20 protein-coding genes are annotated in these 22,833 nt (G+C 37.2%); 8 read left to right on the top strand and 12 right to left on the bottom strand.

The window, feature by feature from the left end; all coding sequences use genetic code 11:
- Window positions 1-67 precede the first annotated feature (67 nt).
- The 4 genes from ACZYRN_RS04415 to ACZYRN_RS04400 all read left to right on the top strand — a co-directional run bounded on the left by ACZYRN_RS04415 (window position 68) and on the right by ACZYRN_RS04400 (window position 2,981).
- On the top strand, window positions 68-649 hold the full coding sequence (locus ACZYRN_RS04415) for a hypothetical protein (RefSeq protein WP_488910546.1): 582 nt from the start codon (window positions 68-70) through the stop codon (window positions 647-649).
- Window positions 650-1,162: 513 nt separating this feature from the next.
- A complete protein-coding gene (locus ACZYRN_RS04410; protein WP_488910270.1) occupies window positions 1,163-1,816 on the top strand; it encodes a GntR family transcriptional regulator in 654 nt (217 codons plus the stop codon).
- Between the two features lie 98 nt (window positions 1,817-1,914).
- Window positions 1,915-2,319, top strand: a complete 405-nt coding sequence (locus ACZYRN_RS04405) for a CidA/LrgA family protein (protein ID WP_488910269.1) — start codon at window positions 1,915-1,917, stop codon at window positions 2,317-2,319.
- Window positions 2,289-2,981, top strand: a complete 693-nt coding sequence (locus ACZYRN_RS04400; RefSeq protein ID WP_488910268.1) for an LrgB family protein — start codon at window positions 2,289-2,291, stop codon at window positions 2,979-2,981. The genes ACZYRN_RS04405 and ACZYRN_RS04400 overlap by 31 nt, the downstream gene beginning before the upstream one ends.
- 1,300 nt (window positions 2,982-4,281) lie before the next feature.
- Here ACZYRN_RS04400 and ACZYRN_RS04395 read toward each other — a convergent pair.
- Entirely contained in the window at window positions 4,282-4,638 is a 357-nt protein-coding gene (locus tag ACZYRN_RS04395; protein ID WP_488910267.1) for a hypothetical protein, read from the bottom strand.
- A 94-nt stretch (window positions 4,639-4,732) separates the two neighbouring features.
- Between ACZYRN_RS04395 and ACZYRN_RS04390 the strand changes: the two genes are divergently transcribed.
- Window positions 4,733-5,359, top strand: coding sequence for a restriction endonuclease (locus ACZYRN_RS04390; RefSeq protein WP_488910266.1), 627 nt, complete (start codon window positions 4,733-4,735; stop codon window positions 5,357-5,359).
- A gap of 259 nt (window positions 5,360-5,618) precedes the next feature.
- On the opposite strand, the gene ACZYRN_RS04385 is transcribed toward ACZYRN_RS04390, so the two are convergent.
- The 7 genes from ACZYRN_RS04385 to ACZYRN_RS04355 all read right to left on the bottom strand — a co-directional run bounded on the left by ACZYRN_RS04385 (window position 5,619) and on the right by ACZYRN_RS04355 (window position 15,194).
- Window positions 5,619-5,840, bottom strand: a complete 222-nt coding sequence (locus ACZYRN_RS04385; RefSeq protein ID WP_488910265.1) for a hypothetical protein — start codon at window positions 5,838-5,840, stop codon at window positions 5,619-5,621.
- A 45-nt stretch (window positions 5,841-5,885) separates the two neighbouring features.
- Window positions 5,886-6,731 (bottom strand): IS3 family transposase, encoded by an 846-nt coding sequence (locus ACZYRN_RS04380; protein ID WP_488910263.1) that lies wholly within the window; start codon window positions 6,729-6,731, stop codon window positions 5,886-5,888.
- 1 nt (window position 6,732) lies between these two features.
- The gene (locus tag ACZYRN_RS04375; protein WP_488910262.1) at window positions 6,733-7,026 is read right to left on the bottom strand and encodes a transposase; all 294 of its coding nucleotides are present in this window, start codon (window positions 7,024-7,026) and stop codon (window positions 6,733-6,735) included.
- Between the two features lie 809 nt (window positions 7,027-7,835).
- The gene (locus tag ACZYRN_RS04370) at window positions 7,836-8,285 is read right to left on the bottom strand and encodes an acyltransferase family protein (protein ID WP_488910261.1); all 450 of its coding nucleotides are present in this window, start codon (window positions 8,283-8,285) and stop codon (window positions 7,836-7,838) included.
- 272 nt (window positions 8,286-8,557) lie between these two features.
- The gene (locus tag ACZYRN_RS04365; protein ID WP_488910260.1) at window positions 8,558-10,021 is read right to left on the bottom strand and encodes an aldehyde dehydrogenase family protein; all 1,464 of its coding nucleotides are present in this window, start codon (window positions 10,019-10,021) and stop codon (window positions 8,558-8,560) included.
- 1,371 nt (window positions 10,022-11,392) lie between these two features.
- Entirely contained in the window at window positions 11,393-13,192 is a 1,800-nt protein-coding gene (locus tag ACZYRN_RS04360; RefSeq protein ID WP_488910259.1) for a sigma-54 interaction domain-containing protein, read from the bottom strand.
- A 649-nt stretch (window positions 13,193-13,841) separates the two neighbouring features.
- On the bottom strand, window positions 13,842-15,194 hold the full coding sequence (locus ACZYRN_RS04355) for an aminotransferase family protein (RefSeq protein WP_488910258.1): 1,353 nt from the start codon (window positions 15,192-15,194) through the stop codon (window positions 13,842-13,844).
- Window positions 15,195-15,875: 681 nt separating this feature from the next.
- Between ACZYRN_RS04355 and safA the strand changes: the two genes are divergently transcribed.
- Together safA and ACZYRN_RS04345 are read left to right on the top strand one after the other, a co-directional pair.
- Window positions 15,876-16,475, top strand: a complete 600-nt coding sequence (gene safA, locus ACZYRN_RS04350; protein ID WP_488910257.1) for a SafA/ExsA family spore coat assembly protein — start codon at window positions 15,876-15,878, stop codon at window positions 16,473-16,475.
- 520 nt (window positions 16,476-16,995) lie between these two features.
- Entirely contained in the window at window positions 16,996-17,601 is a 606-nt protein-coding gene (locus ACZYRN_RS04345) for a hypothetical protein (protein WP_488910255.1), read from the top strand.
- 615 nt (window positions 17,602-18,216) lie between these two features.
- Here ACZYRN_RS04345 and ACZYRN_RS04340 read toward each other — a convergent pair.
- Complete coding sequence (locus ACZYRN_RS04340; RefSeq protein WP_488910253.1) at window positions 18,217-18,324, bottom strand: NlpC/P60 family protein; 108 nt, start codon at window positions 18,322-18,324, stop codon at window positions 18,217-18,219.
- 505 nt (window positions 18,325-18,829) lie between these two features.
- On the opposite strand from ACZYRN_RS04340, the gene ACZYRN_RS04335 reads away from it, so the two are divergent.
- On the top strand, window positions 18,830-19,138 hold the full coding sequence (locus tag ACZYRN_RS04335) for a hypothetical protein (protein ID WP_488910252.1): 309 nt from the start codon (window positions 18,830-18,832) through the stop codon (window positions 19,136-19,138).
- A gap of 436 nt (window positions 19,139-19,574) precedes the next feature.
- On the opposite strand, the gene ACZYRN_RS04330 is transcribed toward ACZYRN_RS04335, so the two are convergent.
- From ACZYRN_RS04330 to ACZYRN_RS04320, 3 genes are all read right to left on the bottom strand, one after another.
- Window positions 19,575-20,378, bottom strand: a complete 804-nt coding sequence (locus ACZYRN_RS04330; RefSeq protein WP_488910251.1) for a LysM peptidoglycan-binding domain-containing protein — start codon at window positions 20,376-20,378, stop codon at window positions 19,575-19,577.
- A 357-nt stretch (window positions 20,379-20,735) separates the two neighbouring features.
- Window positions 20,736-21,755, bottom strand: a complete 1,020-nt coding sequence (locus ACZYRN_RS04325) for a tRNA dihydrouridine synthase (RefSeq protein ID WP_488910545.1) — start codon at window positions 21,753-21,755, stop codon at window positions 20,736-20,738.
- A 280-nt stretch (window positions 21,756-22,035) separates the two neighbouring features.
- Window positions 22,036-22,821, bottom strand: coding sequence for an XdhC family protein (locus ACZYRN_RS04320; protein WP_488910544.1), 786 nt, complete (start codon window positions 22,819-22,821; stop codon window positions 22,036-22,038).
- Window positions 22,822-22,833: the final 12 nt, after the last annotated feature.

Below are 22,833 nucleotides of genomic sequence, written 5' to 3'. Positions count from 1 at the left end.
TTCACGCAAGGATAAAGAGAAAGAGAGTAATAATGAGCATAGCTCTTTACGTAAAGATAATGCAAAAATAGAATCGGCACACCAAAAGTGTATTGACCGTGCTTATCGTATTCCTATATTTTTAAGTACGACAACTCATTTAAATGACAACCAACAACGGTTTCTAAACCGTCTAATTTTAGAGATTGAGAAAGCTTTGCTTTTTCCACGTACATTACCTTTAAGCGAAAGTTATCCCGAATCCATTTTAACTGATATTCGTCGGTTAGTTTCATCAAGCTATGGAATGTTGGCAGTAAACCTTCGTCGTTTTAAAATTCAAACAGTTGACGTCAATGCGGGACCCCTTCCACCATCCACTCCGTTCTGGGAAGGATCAGTTTATTCACAAGTAGAACCTTCAATGGCTTTTCAATTTGGTCTACCCTTATTATTAGTAAGAGAAGAAGATACTGACGCAAATAATGGAATTTGGGCAGGAGGAATTGCCCCACTCAACCTATTTATAGTTTGGCATTCTGAAACTCAAACTGTTGATCAATTCTTTAACACTCCTGAATGGAGATCAGCCTTTGCGAATTGGAGTGCACAAGTAAGAAATGCTTTTTATATTCAGACAGAGCCTAAGTTCAAGTACAGATGTGAATGATAAACTGGTACTTTAGCATCAAGCCGAAAATATACAAGGTTTTGTTCACCATTATATATTTTCGGCTTATTTACATAAAATAAATATTTCCATTTGGTTGCCAAACAAAAAATTGAACCCAAAAACAAAAAGATTTACTTCATTAAAAAAACAGCCTTTAATGAAAGTAATTCACCAGTTGAAAGAAGTGTCAAGAACTATGATACGGTTCACCGTGATGTATCTAAATGAGGTTATTGCCAAATGTTTATTAATTTTCTAAGAGTAATACCGCTACTTTATCGATTTCACTAAGCTCAATTTGTCCATATTTTTTTTATGAAGAAGTACCCCCACCCCGAGACCTTCTAACCTTTATCAAAGGTTGTAAAAAGACGAAATCAGTGATATGCTATTTCCATTGGTATCTGGTATACCAGATACCAAATGTTTTTTTTCCTCTTTTCGTAGATTATTAACAATACTGATAATCTCTTAAGATCTAACTACTATTATGATAAAGGATGAAAATTGATGAGTTTCTCAAAGGCCGAACAACCCCAATTATTTAAAGATCATGCCTATAAAGAAATTAAGAAAGGAATTATTCAACACACAGTCGAACCTGGATCCATGTTATATGAACGTTCACTTAGTGAAAGCCTTGGAATTAGTCGTACCCCATTAAAATTAGCTTTGCAACAGCTAGAATTAGAAGGGTGGATTCAGTCTGTACCAAGAAAAGGAATTGTGGTCCAAACCATTAATAGACACGATGTGGATGAAGTTTTTCAACTGCGAAAGGCTAATGAAGTTTTGGCCATCGAACTACTAATTCCTCTTCTTGATGACGAAACAATCGATAAAATTGAGAAGGTAAATAAACAACAATTTGACATCAAGGAAGACCCTATACAATTTATGTATTCTGATTCATCCTTTCACTTGTTCCTTGCAGAGTTAAGTAAAAACCATCGGCTGTATCAATTAATCCAAAACCTCACCGACCATGTTAATTGGTATGGACTCGTTGCATTAAAGGCCGGAATAAGCTTAGATGAGGTTTATTCCGAACATAAATTAATTATTGAGGGGCTAAAAGCAAGGAATTTACGCCAAACAACGGATGCTGTTTTGAACCATCTTGATCACTCACATCGCACAATAATAGCAAATCTTGAGAAGTGAAAAGAATCATCCATAAACTACACCTCTATTCGATGTACGATAATATTCATTTTATAAGAAAGAAGGGAAGTTGTTTCCAAAAAGAGGGACAACACAACATGAAAATTCTCACCATTGTTTTACAAATTTGGATTTTGTATATCTTTTCCTTCATTGGAACTTTTATTCAAAACTTTTTCCACCTGGTCATTCCGGGTAGTATCATAGCACTCTTATTACTTTTTATTTGTCTATGTTTAAAAATAGTTCCAGTAAAGTGGATTGAAAATGGAGCAATTTTTTTGCTAAGTATATTAATGTTATTATTTATTCCAACAACAGTTGGTATCATGAACTATCCTTCGTTACTTTCTATTCATGGTGCATTGCTCGTTGTAGCCATACTATTAAGTACCATCATTTCAATTGCAATTACAGGAACAGCAAGTCAATTTTTTGAGAAAAAAGCACAAAAAAGAAAGGATGATAAAGAATGCAGCAAGTCCTTCTCGCATTCTTCATGATTTTATTAACCGTTGTTGTTTATTTTGCAATGGCCGAATTGTATAAGAGGTATTCCTATTCTTATTTACTACCCATTTTAACAACGACGGTCCTAATCATCATTATCCTTGTAATACTTAATATTCCGTATAAAAATTATATGATTGGCGGGCAATGGATTAATTCCCTTTTAGGACCAGCGGTTGTAGCGCTTGCTTATCCTTTGTATAAACAACGTCATTTTTTAATGGATTATTTATTCACAATAGTAGGAGGAGTTTTAATCGCTACTATTTCAGGAATGGTTAGTGTCGGCCTCCTGGCTAAGATACTCGGGATAAATCATACGTTAATTCTTTCCATTATTCCTAAATCTCTTACTACTCCTGTTGCGATGGAAGTAGCTAAAGGATTAGGAGGAAATGCCTCTATAGCAATTTTTAGTGTTGTGATTGCAGGGATACTTGGTGCAATAGCAGCTCCTACTATCTTTAAATTTATGCGAGTGCATAGCCCTATTGGTAGAGGTATCGCTCTTGGTAGTGCCTCACATTCCATGGGAACTTCTAAAGCTGCCGAATACAGTGAACTCACTTTTTCAATGAGTTCGGTTGCAATGGCATTATGTGCAATCATCGGTACCTTTTTAGGGCCAATTGTTGTGTCGCTATTCCACTTTTGAGAAGCTCTCTCACGAATTCACGAATAAAATATAGTTTACTTATGCATGTAAGAATCCAATTGCCCCACTAAAGAGGAGCCCAATTTCCTTTACATGCTCTTTGGAAATTGGACTTTTTATCCAGAAAAATTGTACTTACTTAATTGCTTTAGATAATCACTCTATAATTCCTTTTATAACAAACCCTTTGTAAAAACCTCATTTACTTATGATACGGTTCAGTACGATTAATCCTAAACACCTTGCCCGTCTCATTTTGCCCTTTCAACACATCAACATCTGTTCGGGTAACAGGTAAAAAGCAACTTTGATTTTCCCTATTTTTTCATGCCGACAAACCCAATCAACTCAAGGGTTTGTGGAGCGCTCATCTGTCTTTCCCTAGTTGCTCAATACAAAATAACGAGAAAGTTTTCACATCAATACGAAATCAATAAATACTCAATCATGACGAAACCCATAGAAATAGGTGTTGCTGGAAAGTGTCCCGTCCCCAATCCCCCACAACACCCCCAACGGAAAAACTCTACTCAAACCATGGGGCACAAGGAATCCCTTCAATCCCATAGTTTCCCACCCTCAAAAAGAAAAAAAAATAAACGCAAGACAAAGGTTTGTCCCAGATGTGAAAGGTAAGGGGGTTGTCCAACTACCTTCTGGCCGGAATCCATGTCCACTCCGTTGTAAATTGAATGGAAGAGCAACTAATCACATTTTTGACCAGATAAAATGATAAGAATCTGGAAAAGTAATACGAAAATTTCGAGTTTCTACTATTACTAACTGGCAGCGAGCTAGTTGGGTTTCTATTTCCCCTTTTTTCAGCAGAAGAATAAGCGGAGGTCTACAAACACATGCGTCGCCTATACTTCTTAATATAAAAAAAGAGAAAGCTTTATCCTCAATATAAAGTCAATCCAGAATCAATCATGACAAACTCCATAGAACAACATCTTACTGACAATTGGCGGCTCCCCTTTTTCTGGCCATCTCTAAAAAGAAAAAACAGAGCGGTCCATGAGCCACAAGCAGCCCCTAAAATCCTATAATTTCCCTGGCGGAAAATCAGGTAGGAACATAAATAGAAAACAAAACACTCTCGCTGTAGAAAGCAAGATTATTGTACAACTTTCTTTCAGCGGAAGTGCATTTGCATTTTATTAATTGGATATTAGACGAGTTGTCTTTAGTAAGTAACAGAAAGGTAATCATTGAATTCTTGGGCCTCTACTCAAAAATTCATCGGTCAACATAATTTGAACCCTCTCTATGTTACGTCAGTTGATAATCCTAAAGAGGTTCAAGCCAATCTATCTTGATCTTCTACTAAAAAATAAATTGTACCCAGAGTATTATCGGCTTTTTGAAACATCCACTTTTGGTCATCATCCATCATAACTTTCCACAAGATTTGTCCATAGAAATAAGCAGATAGTTGTTTATCTTTTATCAAATCAAATATTGGTTGAAATACGCTACCTTTCCAATGCTTAGGAGGAATATAACTTGAATTAACAATCTCTTCTTTTTCAACAACATTCATTAAGCAGGCAACGATTTGGTCCAGTTCACGCTTGTTCATTTGCTTCACATAAGAGATATAGCTTCTATAATGCGGCACTTCAGTTACTCTTTTACCTTCGATTGTGTATAACATGAAAATTCCTCCTCTTAATGAACTTGCATTTTAAATATAACACGCTTATAATCACATGTAAACACACAACACCACATGTGAAAGGATGAGGAACGTGATTATTAAAAAAAATACCTGGTTGCTACGCCCAATGCCTCATGGAATAAATCGGCTAAAGCAATTTTTAGAAGACGGCTTTATAGCAATTGGTTATCCAACTGGAAAATCCTTTAAAGATCGAAGTTACAATGAATTAAGAGATTTTTTAGAACAGGAAAAATGGGCTGAAGGAATTGGAAATGTAAACATCTTTGTTAAAGAACTACAGATTGGCGATTATATCGTAGTACCAGACGACAATAAAAAGGATGTTTATATTGGGGAAATTACTTCAAATTATTATCATGCTCCAGATGTAGACAAACCCAACAAAGGATCCTACCCTCATCAAAGGAAAGTAGAATGGTTTTTTGATAAAAAGCCTTTGCTTCGTAACGAATTACCTGAAACCCTACGTGGTTCATTGCGTTATCCAGGAACTATTGCGAACATAACAAAGCATCGAAAAGCTATCGAACATCTTATTCTTTCTGAAGAAAGCACACAAGATGGAAGCCGCGATGAGTCTAATAGTGAAGAGCTACTTGATAGTGCTATTCACGTATTAAAAGATCTGCTTAAAGATCCAAGTGCTGAAATTCGCCTTAAAGCTGCAGAAGTGATCTTAAAACATTACTCATGATATTTCTGCCTGCTGTCATTAACCATTCTCTGAAGGTAGACGGATAAATAATGATCCCGAAAGAAGCATAACCCCCTGACTCCTAACAACTCGATACAACCCCATCGGTTTTTTACATTTGCTTTTTGTTTTGATAGGGGAAGAGGGGGATTACCCTCAAAGTCATGGTACAACTGAGTTTGTCTGTCCCCACCGCTAGGGGATATGTTTAGGGAAAAAGGGGAAAGGGAAAAGCAGCCGATCAAAATGAATCAGCTGCTTAGTAGGATTCCATTAGATTAGCTACTTCATAGTCGTATCCATATTTCTTAAAGAATTCAATTAATGCCACTTCAAAAAGATCCCGTTGTTTGATATTGCGCTCATTGCAAAACGTAACGGCCATGTTCTGCAATCCTTCAGACATTTGGATGGCCTTCCCGCTCGCTCTTCCCGGAATGATGTAGCGAGGCAGTGTGTCTGAATGGGTTGCAGGCTCCATTTGCAGTGATCCCTGTCAAGTAGACAGAAAATAAAAAGAGATACTTTAGGCAGTTTGAGTCCGATATTCATACGGGCTCCGGTTGCCTAATTTTTTTTGGAAGCGCTGGTGATTGTAGAATCGCATATATTGCTTAACGCAGTTCTGTACTTCTTTTGAAGACCGGAATGAATAAAGTGAAAAACTTTCTGTTTTAAAGTGGCTGAAGAAACTTTCCATACAGGCATTATCCCAGCAGTTTGCTTTTCTGGACATACTGGCTTGGATCTTGTATTTTTTGAGTAGATTATGATATTGGCGGGATATATATTGGAATCCTTGATCACTATGGAGAAGGGTACCGTTCACATTCCGTTTTTTTCGTGCTTTTTTCACCGTATCTATGACCAGCTTTAAATCGTTGCGGACACTCATCTGATAAGCGACAACTTCGTTATTATAAAGATCGATAATCGCTGATAGATAGAGCCTCTGGCCGTTGAAGATTAGGTATGTAATATCCGTGACCCATTTTTGATTGGGTTTGGACGCATGGAACGCTCGATTCAACTGATTTTTCGAAACGATATAGGCCTCTTTCTTGCCGTAATACGGACGCTTTTTACGGATAACAGCCTGGATGCCCATTGTACGCGCTAAACGCCGGACCCGTTTTTTATTTACATGAATCCCGTACGTTCTATTGAGCCAGACGGTCATTCTGCGATAGCCGTAAATACCGTGATGCTTTCGATAACCTTCATCTATTTTCTTTTTGAGTGCGTCATCTTTGCGCTGTTGATCCGTCACTATTTTTTGTCTGTTTACCCATTTGTAATATCCGCTGCGAGATACGCGGGCGATTGTGCATAACAAACCAACGAGGTAGCGCTGCGACATCTCTTGAATCAATTCAAAACAGTCCCCTGTAGGGACCCTGTAGGGATAGCGTCCAATCCCCCCTTTGCTTTTCTAAGAGCTTTTTTAAGAATTCATTTTCTGCTTCTAGGCGTTTGATTTTTTCTTCCAGTGATTCTGCAGATATTTTAGGTCTGCCTTTACCAGGTCCTTTGGCTTTCCCACGTTTTTCTTCAAGGCCTTTCATTCCTTCTTCTTTAAAGCGTTTTACCCAAAGATATACACGAGAATGATGAACATTTAGCTCGCGAGCCACACTGTGATAACCGAGTCCTTCTTTTAAATACATTTCTACCGCTTATCTTTTAAATTCCAGTTCATACCGCTTGTAAAGTGTGTCCATAGAAAAATCCCCTCCTATAGGTAGACGATAAAGATGTTTCTTTTATCTGTCTACTAGAAGGGGATCATATCAGACTTCCTGCCTGCTTTTTATGAAATAGCTAAACTAACGGATTATTTTGTTACTTCGATTTTTCCGTTATTTGTTGTTAACTCGATCAAATTTTCCCCCTTGCCAAATTGGGCATTGCCGCTGTATTGATCAAGGATATTAATTTCTCCGTTGTCTTTGTGCACCTCAAACCGTACGATTGGATCCTTTCCCTTTTTCTCCGAATAAAGTGACCAGTCCGATGACCAGGGAAATGCACAGCAAGGTTTCAATAAAAGACCGGGCCAACGATCCCGTATTGAATCCTCCTTTAGCCAGGTAAGGATAAACAGCGTCCCCTCCAAAGTAAAGAAGAAAGGATATCATTATTACCGTTGCCAGCCACATCATTCCTGTTGTCGTTTTGCTGTTAAAAACCATTTTCGCTGATAAGCTATAAGCCCTAAACAAAAAAAGCTTACATACTGAGGAACATGAGCAAATTCCGTTTCGATAATGCCTAGAAAACCTGTCCAATGGTCAATTGGGAACCATATCCTCACAAGAAAGGTGATCAGGGTCACCATAATTAAAAAGAAAATAAGCTGATTCGCTTTAATCGTGCTTTGTATTTTATTTTTTTCATGTTTGGAAAAAACCTTTACCCAGACTGTGAAAATAAGGGCGTACACAAGGAGATGTTCTAAAAACCATAAATGTCCAAACTACATATCCGGCCACGAAGGTCCCGTCCAATTTTCTGGCTTTCCCCCAAAACCAAAAAAGATTTGAACATAATAAGGAAAAAAGGAAATAGACTCATATCCTCTAAAGTTGAGATAATAAGTGTACATCAGAATAGAAATCATCACGAAAAAACCAAGCAGTAAAGGTATGCCAATTCTTATAAATCGTTCTTTTAAAAATCTGCGCGTCCCTTTTTTCGCTAAGAAAGCAGGGAGAAAATAAGCAGACATAAAGAAAAATAAGCTCATAAAAAAAGCAGCATTTACGGCGAAGAATTGGCCCAGCCACGGGATCCATTCTTTTTCTTGAAAATACCACCCACCATCCACCTGGTCATACGTCTGCCCTGCATGATGGACAATAACGAGCATAATGAGAGCAATCTTTAAATTGTCAATAAAGTATAGATGTTCGGATTCTTTTTTCACTTTTCCAAAAGCCTTTTTCGTTTTTTACTTTTTTCTATATATTTAGATAGTAACGAAACATACGTTTACTGGGAATGTATTTTTTCCTTATATGAATCCAAACGTGAAAAGCAGCCAGGCATCTGGCTGCTTTTCAAATCTAACTACTACTATTTTTCGAATTCTATTGTTTCTGCGCCCTTTTAATTAATTATTAGAATGCTATAACTTTTTTATTAAACTACGGATAAATCTATTAGAGGTAATGTTCGTCAAAGACAAAATGGAATAGGTTATTTCCGCTTTGTCTTTGATGGATCAAATGTGATTTGCTTGACTTCGGATAGACTTTCTAATATCCAAGTACTCATTTCTCTGCCTTTTCCACTATTCTTTACCCCACCAAACGGCGCCAAGAAATCCCAATAATTGGTATGTTCGTTAATATGCACTGTGCCATGCTGAAGACGATCCGCCATATACCATGCATCTTCTAAGCTAGATGTATAGACACTTGTAGTTAGACCATACTGAGTATCGTTAGCAATATCTATCGCTTCTTCTCGTGTATGGAATTTGATAATTGGCGCAACAGGACCAAAAGTTTCTTCCTTAGCAATCTCCATTGCTTGAGTGACATTCGTAAGGATAGTCGGTTCATAATAAAGACCATCGTGAGTTCCACCGTAAATGATTTTCGCACCCTTTTCTACAGCATCTTGAATGTGAAAATTCGTTTTATCCACAACCGGCTGATCTGAAAGTGGACCCATATCTGTCTCCTCATCCAATGGATTGCCCAGGCGAAGCTGTCTCGTTCTTTCGACCAATTGATCGACAAATTGATCATGAATACTGTCGTGAACCAAAATACGTTCCGAAGCGGTACATACTTGTCCGCTATTATAAAAACATCCGGCAACGGCAGCTTCCACCGCTTCTTCTATATTTGCATCCTCCATAACAGTTAAAGGTCCGTTTCCACCCAACTCCAACAGCATTTTCTTTAATCCAGCTGTTTCTGTGATTCTTTTACCGACTACCGTACTGCCTGTAAAACAGATAGCACCTATATCTTGATGCTCTACTACTTGACTTCCCACTTCTCCTTTTCCATGTACCAAATTAATTACGCCAGGAGGAAAGCCCGCTTCTTCAAATAGTTTAACAAGCAAAGTAGGGCTAAATGGAGTGATTTCAGATGGTTTAAACACAACAGTATTTCCAAGTGCCAAAGCATAAGGAATAGATTCATTCGCAATGGAGATTGGGAAATTCCACGGAGTAATGATACCTACCACCCCAACAGGAACATGAGTGACAAGGATCTTTTTATTATTCGTTCTCTCAAATGTGCTAGGCAGAGTATGGCCGCGGAACCGTTGGATTTCTTGAGCAGCATGCTCAAAGTTTGGAAGGCCCATCACATCGACCTCTTCTCGGGCTTCCCTAATGATTTTGCCCATTTCCCGAGAAATGTAGCTCGCCATTTCTTCGCTGTATTTTTTTCCGATTTCTTCAGCGCGTTTAAGTAATTCCACTCGCTCCATCAATGGAACTTCCGCCCATGATTTCTGTGCCTCTTTTGCACTTTGAATGGCCACATCGACCTGCTCGCTGGAGCAAGCTCTTATCTGTCCTAAAAGTTCACCGTCAATTGGGCTGTATCGCTCAATAACTTCGCCTTCCCCTTCAACCCATTGACCGTTAATATAGGATTTAGCCTGTAGTGTAGCTTGAGAGATCGTAAGTTCCATAAATAGTTCCTCCTCATTTTTCCACTGTTTATATTTTGATTTTTATTAAGATAGCCACCCATAATCTATTCTTTTTTCCTTACAAAATCATTATTAACATAATTCTTTTTTTGTTGAGCAGATTCTGAAGAACCTTAACCGGGAACAAATGGCATTCTATTAACCTTAATACTAATAGACCTCTTTATTCACCACCCCCTCATAGTCATATTAAAATATAGTAGACTGACTGATACATTCCTGTTCTAATGAGCCTTCTTGTAAATTAGCGATGCCTCAAGGTAGGAAGTACTGAAGCTATTTAACTTAAAAATCTATTACGGTAGGCTGCCAGATCCGATATAAGAATACCCTCAACTACATGATTAGTTTAATGGGCAGTAATTAAAATTCTGTTTTTTAATTGAGTATTGCCAATCATTACACTTGTAAATAGATGCTTAAAATTAGACACTATGAATTCACCCCTTTTTAAATACTTTCTGTTTAATAAGTTTTTCCCTTTGTATACTATTAATTAATGCAATTATCGGGCCAACTAATTTATCAACAAATAATATATTATGGTCTCATCATGCAAAACATAGGATTTTCAACAAAAGTATTTAAAATTAAATGTATTCTACTGAATCGAAAGTGATATATTTTTTTCTACATGCTCATAAAGTGAAGCAATTCAGCATCACATCGTTCTAGAAAAGGTTCGATTTATAAAAACGACTAGTGCATGGCTTAAATTTGATTGTATAGTACTGGATTAGGTTGCTTTTCAGACCAAAAAACGATGCAAAATAGGTTCAATCTTTTGTAAAATCTATTTGAGTAATTAATAGAGTTCTCCATCGAAATTCCCCAAAATATTCCCTTTAAAGGAAGAGAAGCATGGCCACGCACTAGAAGAACTCAATAGGGGAAATTGGGATATGGTTAGACCATATCGCAAATAAAAAAACGAGATCGTAGAGGAAGGAACTACCTATTCAATAGCTGCACTTTTCTGTAACATTAGGAAGTCAGCAAAGGCTGCCTGATTTCTTACCTTAGCAATATTTATTTGGTTCCTTCCCGTTTTACGAAGCAGAAAGGGAATTCAGGATAACACGGTATAGCACTAAAGATTTTCGATAAGTAGGAGAGCACACCATACCCATCCTCTTGCCTCTGTAAAGTCTAAGTCTTTTATGATAGCGGAGCATTACGAAAGGTTATCTTCCACCAAAAAACCAGGAATAGAAGAATCAACATCGTTTGGCGATCCACCAGTCTTCAATTCCTACTCCCGTTTTAATGCAGGAAGCCGTTCTCTCCCTGCCTCCACCACATTTGAAGAAAGTAAATATCAAATATCAATAGTATAAAATCAAAAATCTACTAATCTGCTAATACTTTACTGTTTTGCAAGTTATACTTATGTATTTTCCGAATGATTGTAGTTTGGTTAACCTCCAGTGCTTTTGCTATTTTGCGAGAACTTTTATGCTTCTCTAACGCTTGCTTCAAGATTTGTTTCTCTACTTCTTCTACAGCTTTATTAAGAGGAATAATACCAGTAACGATCACCCCTGGAAGCTTTCTTTCATTCTCTTTTATTATATGGGGTGGTAGATCATCCGCAGAAATCACAGAATTCTTAGCTGTCACGATCAATTGTTCCATCAAATTTTCAAGTTCTCTAACATTTCCCGACCAGTCATATCCCATTAAAAGCTGTACAACTTCATCATTTATCCTTATAGTTTGTTCATATCTTTCATTGAATTTCCCTAAAAAATATTCTATTAATAATGGGATATCTTCAACACGTTCGCGCAGAGGAGGAATGACTATTGGAACTACATGAAGACGATAGTATAAATCTTCCCGAAATAAATTTTCTCTTATTCTCTGCTTCAAGTTTTTATTAGTAGCGGAAATAATTCGAATATCTACTTTTTTTTCTTTTGTGCCTCCAACAGGAATAAAACTTTTTTCTTGCACCAGATGCAAGAGCTTAACCTGTAAATCCAGTGCCAGTTCACCAATTTCATCTAAAAATAAAGTTCCTCCATCCGCTTGTTCTATCAAGCCGGCTTTCCCTTTTTTATTAGCCCCTGTAAAAGAACCAGATTCATACCCAAACAATTCAGACTCAATCAACATAGGAGATATTGCACCACAGTTGATCTGTACAAAATTTTTCCCTTTTCTTTTACTTTTTTCATGAATAAGGCGTGCCACCACATTCTTTCCCACCCCCGATTCTCCTTCAATTAGTATAGAAGAATCCATTGGTGCCACTTTTTCTATCAATTTGATGATAGGCAACATCTTTTCAGATTGTGTATTTAGCTTCGTGAATAAAGGATTAGATTTACTTTCCAATAAAAACTGGTTTTGACGATCAATAATTGAGTTTGCAAAGTTAATTTGGTTGCGCAACTCAACAAGTTCAGAAATGTCCCTCGAATTAGTAATGATAAGGATTATCTCTCCCTCTTCATTAAATACTGGTTTGCCAGTAGCTAACACCGTTGTTCCGTTTTTATAGGTCTGCTGATGAGATAGGACTTTTTTAGATTTCATTACTTTTAAGGTAACTGAATTTTCAACAATACCCTGCTTAGTTAATTCTTCAAGGTTCTTTCCTATATATATTTCCGGAGGGTGTCCTGTGAATTTCTTAGTACTTTCACTAACAAACAATGTATTCCCTTCCCCATCAGTTACAAAAATTTCATCATATGAAGAGTCAAGAATACATTCTAACTGACTAACTTTCTGTCGGAGGACATCTAATTCAACACTTAACCGATCATTTACATTCATTAGGCATTTTTTCTGTTCCCGCAGAGAAAAAATTCCCCTTTCACAATTATTATAAACCTTGTATCCACTTTGATTATCCTTGACAATAAAGTATTGGATATTAGATTTGATTCCTGCTTCAGATAAAAAGTCACTTTCCTCTTCAATAATCTTAAAATTCTTGCTTGCAACGTCCATGATTTCGATTTCCAATCCCATTAACGCAACATGCTTCCAAAAAAGAGTTTCATCTAAAACTCCAGTAACTATGTCCCGATCGTCAACAAGTATGTACGGAAACTCTAAGGTTTCTAAAAGCTCTTTAACTTTTATACACGTTTGTCCTTTAAAAACCGGCAATATCTTTGCAATTTTGAAATCAATCATAGAGACCCACCCTTTATTCTGTAAAATGCTAAGAACAGAAGACCTATCTAAAATCTTAAAATTTATAAACGAATCATTCTTCTCTCGAAATTTCTAATTCGCTTTCTTTTTTATTTTCTTAATACTTTTACCTTTTACTATCTAATTGGCGTGACCTTACAACCGAATAAGATTCAAAACAGATTCTACTTTATAAGGTTCTAACCTCGATTAAACACTTATCACATCTAACTTTAACACAATATTTAGAATTGTCAAAAAATATGATATTTACTATATTAACCTATAAATAGCCGTACAGATTGATTATGAATACTCTCCATAAAGAAACGGTAAAAAGGGACAACTTCTTCATTCTGAGTTTCATAAAGACACACCTGTCTGATTTTGGATAATCAATACGCATCGTAAATACATTTAGTATTTCACATTTTAACGGGCTCATTTTACAAAAAAAGGCAGCCGGAAATATCCGGCTGCCTTTTTTTCGGCTTATAATTTGAGAACATCTATTATGCCCTGTTCAACAAAACAATCCATTTTTAAAGTTTTAATTACTAGATCGCTAATTCTAAAATTTCTGCAATGTCCAATGTCTTAACATTCTAACCCTTTCAGAAACTAAAACTAATCTTAATTTTTTTGAACTTTAATTTAATATATCTGGCCATTCTTTTAAAGCCCTCGTTTCCACAATACGGATAGATTCATTTAAAATGTGAACCAGGTCCGTTATTTCTTCTTTTGTAATCGACAGTGGAGGCGCCAACACAACAATATCTTGATCATCCAGAACAACTGAGCGGCAGATCAATCCATGTTTAGCCGCTTCTGCCACGATAGAAGGGGACAAAGGTGTATCAATCCCTGCGCTTGTTTGCTTGTCTTTCACAATCTCAATGCCGCACATTAATCCTAGTCCTTTTATTTTCCGGATAATCTTTCTTTCTTTTTGTACCCATGCAAGGCCTGCAAGAAGTTCTTGCCCTCTTTTTCCTGCATTTTCAATTAAATTCTCTTGTTCGATGATCTCTAAGTTTTTCAAAGCAACTGCACAAGCCATTGGATGGCCGCTATATGTGTAACCGTGGAGAAGTGTACCTACTGAAAGTTGGGTAAACTCTTTATAAATCTTCTCTGAAATCATGATGCCCCCCAGCTGGGCATATCCGCTTGTGACACCTTTGGCAAAGCACATCATATCAGGAGAAATCCCGTAATGGTCCATAGCAAAATACCTTCCAGTCCGGCCAAATCCGGTAATAACCTCATCCGTGATAAACAAAATACCATAGTTAGCACATATTTCCTGAACTTCTTTAAAGTAATTTTCTGGAGCCACATGAACACCTCCAGCCCCTTGAACAGGTTCAGCGATAAAAGCGGCAATGGTTTCAGGTCCTTCCGCTTCAATTAAAGAACAAAGCGAATCAGAAGAAAAGTGATCAACATAAAGGAAATCGGGGGCTAATGAATTTGTAAAATCTCGAAATGCTTTTAGCCCTGTGGCGCTAGTGGCGCCCATGGAGACACCATGGTAGGATTTTGTTCTGGAAATGATTTTCTTTCTCTCCGACTGCCCCTTTAAAAGCCAGTAATGACGAGCTAGTTTATAAGCTGTATCATTTGCTTCCGATCCTCCAGAAGTAAAGAATGTAGCACTTAGGTCTCCAGGTGCAATTTGGGCCAGTTTCGCCGCCAACCGGATAGCAGGTTCATTACTGAAAGTTGCAAAACTCGAGCTAAAAGCTAATTTCGACATTTGTTCCATTGCCACTTTACCTATTTCTTCGCGGCCGTGGCCTACGTTCACGTTCCAAAGCGATGACATGCCATCAATCACTTTTCTGCCAGTTATGTCATAAAGATAAATTCCTTTCCCTTCAGTAAAAACAAAAGCAGCTCCTTGTTCTTGTTGCTGTTGAAGCGGAGAAGTTGGATGGAAAAAATGTTTTTTATCAAGATCCCTTAACTCTTCGATTAAAGTTTCCATTTTTGTCATAATAACCAACCTTTCTATTTATAAATAATTCTTTCATACAGAAACAAAAGTTTCTCTTACTTTTATTGCAATTACCGTGCCAACCTTTTTGGCGTTGAAACATGCCATGGTATAAAACAAGAAAATGGCAGGCTGCAAAATGAGTTAGAAATAGCAACAAATGAAAATAATGAATTGAAAAAGAGGATTTATCGTCTTAAGCAATCGTCCCTGACTATGCGGGAAGACAATGAGACAACGGTTAAAATATGAAATGTGCACGAAATCTTGTTCTCTTTGGTGAAGAGGTTTTATTACGCATATCCTTTAAAATGGACCCTAAGGGGAATTTAGATTAAGCGGTCGAATAATAGAACTCTGCGATCAATTTGTGGATTGTTTTTTATTATTTCTAGATAGTCTGTTAAATATGATCTAAAAAACTTTCCTAAGACTAAATGATTTTACAATCATATAACAGTGAATCGATTTTGCCTTATCAACTTTGCATCGAATGCTTATTTTGCGAACAGATAGATTGAGGAGAGATCTTTAGTGCAATCACTTGTCCGTTTTACCATATTTCCACTGAATTATATCATTCTTTCTATATTGGGAAAAAATTATTATTGGTAGGTTTCCAGATTTGTGTTTAAATAGAAAAGGATTCTAGCTAGACAAATAAAAACTATTGGAGGATATATGAAGAAGATTATCGCTGCAACATTGCTTACCGTCACCCTACTACCATCTATCGCTTCGGCAGCCACCACATATACCGTTCAATCCGGAGATACAATGTGGAAGATTGCCAGCAAATATAAGGTGGGAACTTTAGAAATTATCACGTCAAATCCGTCAGTAATGAACCCCAATATGATCTATCCGGGTCAGAAGCTAAATATTCCAACGGTTGACACAAATGTAACAAATACTGAAGCAGAAGTCATTCGGTTAGTTAATGCAGAACGTCAAAAAGCAGGCCTTAATCCTTTGACACAAAACTGGGAGCTTTCTCGTGTCGCTCGAATTAAATCTCAAGACATGATGAAAAATAATTATTTTGATCATAATTCGCCTACATATGGTACTCCGTTTAATATGATGAAAAACTTCGGTATTACATATAAATCAGCCGGCGAAAATATCGCCAAGGGTCAAACAACACCTGCAGCAGTTATGAAAGCTTGGATGAATTCGTCTGGCCATAAAGCAAACATCTTAAGCAAAAACTTTACTCAAATTGGCATAGGCTATGAGCCAAACGGCAATTACTGGACACAACAATTTATCCAGAAATAAAGAAAAAAGGACAGGCTTTTTTAGCTTGCCCTTTTTCCTCTTTGCGTGGAAACCCTTTTAACGCATATTCATTTCATTTTCGCTTGAAAATTGAGGTTTACAGGGTATAAAAACCTCAAAGGATGCAAAAAAAGACCGTCTATTGACAGCTCTGTTCTTGAATTAAAGCACCCATTGGTATTATAAGGTCAGCCAGAAATTTCTGGTTGGATCTTTTTTATTTAGGATTTAATTCTAACGGTAGCCGGGGTAGAACGTAAGCATCCATGGGGCTAGATCCCGTCAACTAAACAGTTCGCCCCCCTACTTGTAGAAGAAACATGATTGAGGCTAGTTGGGACAACGATCTCGTATAACAAGCGAAGCTGTGAGACTACAAAAAGGAACAGCGGTACCGGTCATTTTATTTGAAGATTCGTGGTTTAGGGACAACGTTTTTTCTATTATTCCTTAGCAGCTTTCTTTTGTCTTTGCTCACCGGTTACCTCGATGTGCAAGGTGAGCACAAGTCTCTGCTTACATGTCTGAATTAGGTAGCTCTATATATGAATGGATAAAAGTATTGTTTGCAGGAGGGGCTGCTTTATGGGGATTGCTCTTTCCCCTGTTCTTTATTTTCATTCCGGCTCTCTTATTTTGGATACTTCTTGAAATTGACTTCAAAAAATTAATTGGTTTGCAATGCATGGCGTTGACCATCTATTTAGTTGAATATGCACTTCTGATTGTATGGAACGTCTTTTTCTCGATTCCGCGCGACTCGTCTCCTTTTTCACTTGGTGTTGCCGCTCAATATGTACCGGAGAACGCCTTTGCTATCCGATTCTTCAGCTATATTACCGTTTTCCAGATATGGATGCTTGTCATACAGTATCGTTTTTTACGGACATTAGAGGCAAAAGGTCCACGCTATGTTTTTTTTCATGGTGTTCCTGATTGGACTTGGCTTTCTGGTTTTATCTGCGTTATTTACATCGATTCACGTCGACAATTTGTTTTAATCAAAAGAGGTGAGCACATTGAAAAAAATAAAGAAACAAGCATGCCTGGCAGCGAGTGCGGCTATCATTGCTGGAAACTTGTATTTGATTTTTATAGAAGAAAAACGGTACTATCTGCAATGTAAATAATAGTGCCATGCTTCTTTTAAGCTTTAAAATCAACTGGCAGTTTCTTTTGATTGATCCACATGAGCTCTTACTCCATCTGTAATAAATTCTTCTGTTAAGGCGATCGCCATAATGATTGTTCCGAAAAAAAACATGGATAGACCGATCGCGTTTGAAACATGTGAAGAAGGACCAAAAAAAATCTAAAACATAGATACTAGATGAATGCTTATCCCTGATACGTATAGTTTTTTAGCGGACTTTGCCTCTTTCATTACCCATATTAATGAAAAGAACACAAATAAAAACATGGTGCTCTCAAGAAACAGACCTACCGTAGTAAATAAAAAGTTCGGATTATTTGTGAACTCAACCACCTTGTTAAGCAGCAAACATGTACCTCCTTTTTAATTTTATGTATACAGCAGTGTCATCTTCTTTATTCCAGCGAATTAATCATTCGTAAAATATAAATATCTACAGATAAAGTTCCAATAAAATCCATATCAAAGTCAAATTAAAAGCGACATTATGTAAGTAATGCCGCACTTAGACTTGCCTAGTTTTTAGCGAAATAGCATGGGCTTTATCAAATTTTCACCCAAAATAACGTTCAGACCAATAACTATTATTTATAGAACTAATACCAACCCCTTTGAAGAACTATGGATAAATTCGTTGTTCCCAATATAAATGCCTGCATGTAAAGCTTCAGGTTTATATGTTTCAAAGAAGTCCAAGTCTCCAATTTGTGGTGTTGAAACTTTTGTTCCCTTCTATTTCTCCCTTAAATAGGTAATCCTCTCATCTTTATCTTTGCCATCAGAATTACTCCTGATGATAAACTTCTACAAATAGAACAGCTAAATATAGACACCATTACGAATCTTAGAGTTTCCCTTCCCCGCTCCCATGTTGCCCTTTCAACATATCAACATCTGTTCGGGTAACAGGTATTATGCGTTCAACAACTGTAATAACTTTTTTCAAATATAAAAAAGCTGAGGGATACAACTTCATCGCCATATTGTCTATAATGGCATCCTAACATTGGACGATGTGATATTTTTCATGCTATTGAAAGTCATCATTGATATCAGATACTTCTGTATGCGTCATAATGATTTGATAAGACCTTTTATCTTTACATAAACTTGTTCTTCTAATTTTCCATATGTATCATTCTTTCATTTTCTATAATTATAAAATACAATCAGAATAAAAAATGAAAGAGGACATTATATTATGCTTGAAATATCAGGTGTCTTTTCTGTAAATATTGTAGTTGATCATAATGATTATGAGAGTACAGTAATTAAAAAATTAGAACCTTACATGAAGTCCGAAACAATAGTTAAAATCTTAAAAATTTCAAAACCCTTTCAAAGTTATGACAAAAAAACGATTGTTACTGTTGATTGTGTTTATAAAATTACAACAGAAGAAGTACATCATTTCTCGGCAGAAAGTGATTATTTAGGTATTGTGTTAAATACGCTAAGGTCAACCATTAGTTCTCAAGTATTCTCTCCTACTATTTTCAGTATTAATTAGGGTTCTTCGGGTGATATAAAAAATACCCTCTTATCCTTGTTAAATTTCACACATCAAAGAGGGTATAGGATCAAATGCAATAATGGTATTGCAGCTGACTCAAATATAAAGTTTAAATGGATAATTCACAAAGCACCTATCCCCAAAAACGTTAATAAACCGTGTCACATCGCTGTTAACCGCAATACATCACGGGCGATCATTACTTCTCCTTCTTCGTCCGTTGGAATTACGATTACTTTCACTGGTGAATGTGGGTGTGGGTATATGAAAGATTTCCTATGCGTAGTCTTTTTAATATCTAATGAGTTGAGCGGATTGTACTTGTCATTTTCTCCTATTTATTGAACGAGGATTTCTGCATTAAAGGATATCTTAGAAGAGTGAAAAAAACCAGGTTAGCGATTTGATTAGATCGGTAAACTTAGAATCAGGATTAAAAAATCACTTTCATTCTTACAAGATCTTGAATACTCCCATCTTTAGGGCTTCTTGTGAAAATACGAAGTTCCCCTGTACTTGCTGTAGGCGTTTTGTCAAAAGGCAATGTACTTCTGAATTTTCCGTATTCAGGAGCTCCTGCATCGGCAGTTGTAAAGCGCTCTTTGGAAACTATCACTCCATTTGCATCTCTTAGTTCATGATTAAGAGTGGCCTCGAATGCTCTTGCTTGCCCTTGTACTTGCTGTCCGCTCACAACTTTTGCTCCAGGTAGGGGGGACCACACAACAATATTTTGAGATGTTGGCAAAGGGAGAATCAAATAAAATTTGGGCCAAATAAGGTCTTCTTGATAACCTGGGCGTCCCTGATTTGATTTGGTTATTCTTGAAAGTGGAATCCCAAACCAGCGTGAAATGGAGAAAAGCGTATCTCCGGATTGTATTTCATAGATACACGCAGGTACCTGTAACCATTGATCCTGTACTATGAGATTGTTCATGTTCAAATTGTTTATGCCGGAAACTAGATCTGTAAATGTGCTAAACCTCGATGCAATTCCACTGACTGTATCTCCGCCTTTTACAATATAAGATACTCTTCTAGATTCTAAAAGAATTGGAACAACCAACACATTTCCCAGATAGATAAGCCCAGGATCTGTAACAGGTGGAGTTAAATGGTTTGCTTCCTCGATCGCTTTAACAGAACTTCCAAATCTGCTGGCTATTGAAAAAAGAGTGTCCCCTTTCTGTACTGTATAAATAAAATTTTTTTTCGTAACTATCAATTCATTCACCTCCGTTTTCTTGGAGTTTTCTTTATTTTATGCTCCTACATTCAAGTTGGTTTGGATATTCTTTCTCCGGGTTAAAGTGGAAACATGAATAAAAAGGGATACTGCACCTTGTACTTTTATTTTCCTCTTGTTTTACGCACAAAAAAACCTCCCTGAAAGTGCTGTGAACACAGGCACGTCAAGAAGGTTAAGGTAAATAAACGGTAATGGTTTTATTTACACTTTTATTTAGTTCAGATAGCATAATTCAGCAAATTTAAGTGAACGTAACCATTATCCAACAATTTGTGTTCATCAGTTCCAGCAGCAGTAATTGTACGATTAATATCTTGCGGATTTCCCCAACGTTTTAATACTTCATCTTGCGTCATGCCAATATGGATAGTCGCTTGCTCTATTGTTCCCCATTCCATCAAGATTCTTTGACCCAAAGTTATCGAGCAATGTACGCACTTCATCTGTTGACTCTGTGTTCATTAATTGATTTCTTAATTCACTTGCCCCTCGAAATCCTTTGACATATATCTTAAAAAAGCGATGAAGAGCCTTGAACGGACGCAGCTCTAATTTTGAATATTTATCATGGAGGTCGAGATGCAACCTTAAGAGATCAAGTAATTCCTTACTACTATGATCTTTCCGCTGCTTTTCAAAGGCAAATGGATTATTGAAAATACCACGCCCAATCATAATCCCATCAATACCGTATTGATGAGCGAGCTTTAAGCCAGTTTGACGGTCAGGGATATCCCCATTGATCGTCAAGAGTGTATCTGGTGCCACCTGATCACGAAGTTTCTTAATCTCCGGAATTAGTTCCCAATGAGCATCTACTTTGCTCATTTCCTTTCTTGTACGCAGATGAATGGAAAGATTAACAATGTCTTGTTTCAATATGTGTGTCAGCCAGTCGTGCCATTCGTCTACATCCGTGAAACCAAGCCTTGTCTTTACGCTTACGGGCAATCCTCCTGCTTTTGCTGCTTGTATTAAATCTGCTGCAACTTCCGGCCGGCGGATAAGACCGCTTCCCTTCCCATTCTGCGTCACATTAGGCACAGGACAGCCCATATTGATATCTACTCCCCGAAAACCTAGTTTCGCCATACCAATACTCATTTGCCGAAAGTATTCAGGCTTATCCCCCCATATATGCGCTACAATTGGTTGTTCATCCTCTGTAAAAGTCAAACGCCCACGCACACTATGGATCCCCTCTGGGTGACAATAACTCTCCGTGTTTGTAAACTCTGTAAAAAACACATCAGGTCTGGCTGCTTCACTCACTACATGGCGGAAAACAACATCCGTCACATCTTCCATTGGTGCCAGTATAAAAAAAGGTCGTGGTAAATCACGCCAAAAATTATCTCTCATATTCAAATTCCAATCCTCTCATTATGGGATACCATGCCAACCCCTTATCCCAAAATTAAAAAGCAAAATGTCCCTGCTTCCTTTACACTTATACCATGTTTAAGCACTTTTTATCAAACTGATCGGAAATGTTTATTTTAACTAGCAAGAGCTAACCATGCAAAGCTTTGAAATAGAAAAATAAAAAATCCATGCGGCCAAAACTTGCCGCATGGATTTTTTATATACGACTGATTTATGATATATGAAAAGAACCGTTCCCCTGTTTCTTCTATTCTGCTTATCTATTTACTTGTTTCACTTTTACAGGCTTGTTTTCGCTGCTTACTTTGATGATTTGTCCGATAATACTGATGGCAATTTCTTCTGATGTTTCCGAGCCAATTTCCAATCCGATTGGAGAATGAACCTGCTCCAATTGTTCTGGTGTGACTCCTTCACTTTTTAATTTTTCAAATATGTTTATGACCTTGCGCTTGCTGGCGACCATTCCAACATACGCACACGGAAATTGTAGTGCCGTTTTTAATACAATATCATCACAATCTTTTGTAACAATCACCACGTAAGACTTTTCAGTTGGGTTGGCTTCTCGCAAAGCCTCTCCAATATTCTCATTCACAAATAGATTGGTCGCATTAGGAAAGCGTTTCTTCGTACAATAACCAACGCGATCATCGACAATGCAATAAGGATATTCAAGGAAATCAGCGAGCTTTGCCAACGCGTAGGCTAAATGACCGGCTCCAGCCAGAATGAGTTCAGGCCTGCTTGTATAGACTTCAATAAAGACCCGTAACGTTCCGCCGCAATTCATCTGAATTCCGTCTTTTGCCTGTTTATTCAATTTATATTCAACGATTTTTGATTGGCCATTTTGGATTGCCTTTACACTATCTTCGATCACATAGTGTTCAGCCAAGCCCCCTCCGACAGTCCCTTCAATGGTACCATCACGGTAGACAATCATTTTTCCAACATGCCTGGGAGTCGAGCCCTTTGATTCTATAATCATGGCTAAAGCGAATCTTTCATTTTGACGTGTCAGCATGGACACTTTTTCCATCAGCAGCACGAA

The sequence above is a fragment of the Domibacillus sp. F004 genome (assembly GCF_057814295.1).
The sequence above is the reverse complement of the archived record's forward strand: the minus strand, read 5'-3'. Positions and strand labels throughout refer to the sequence as shown.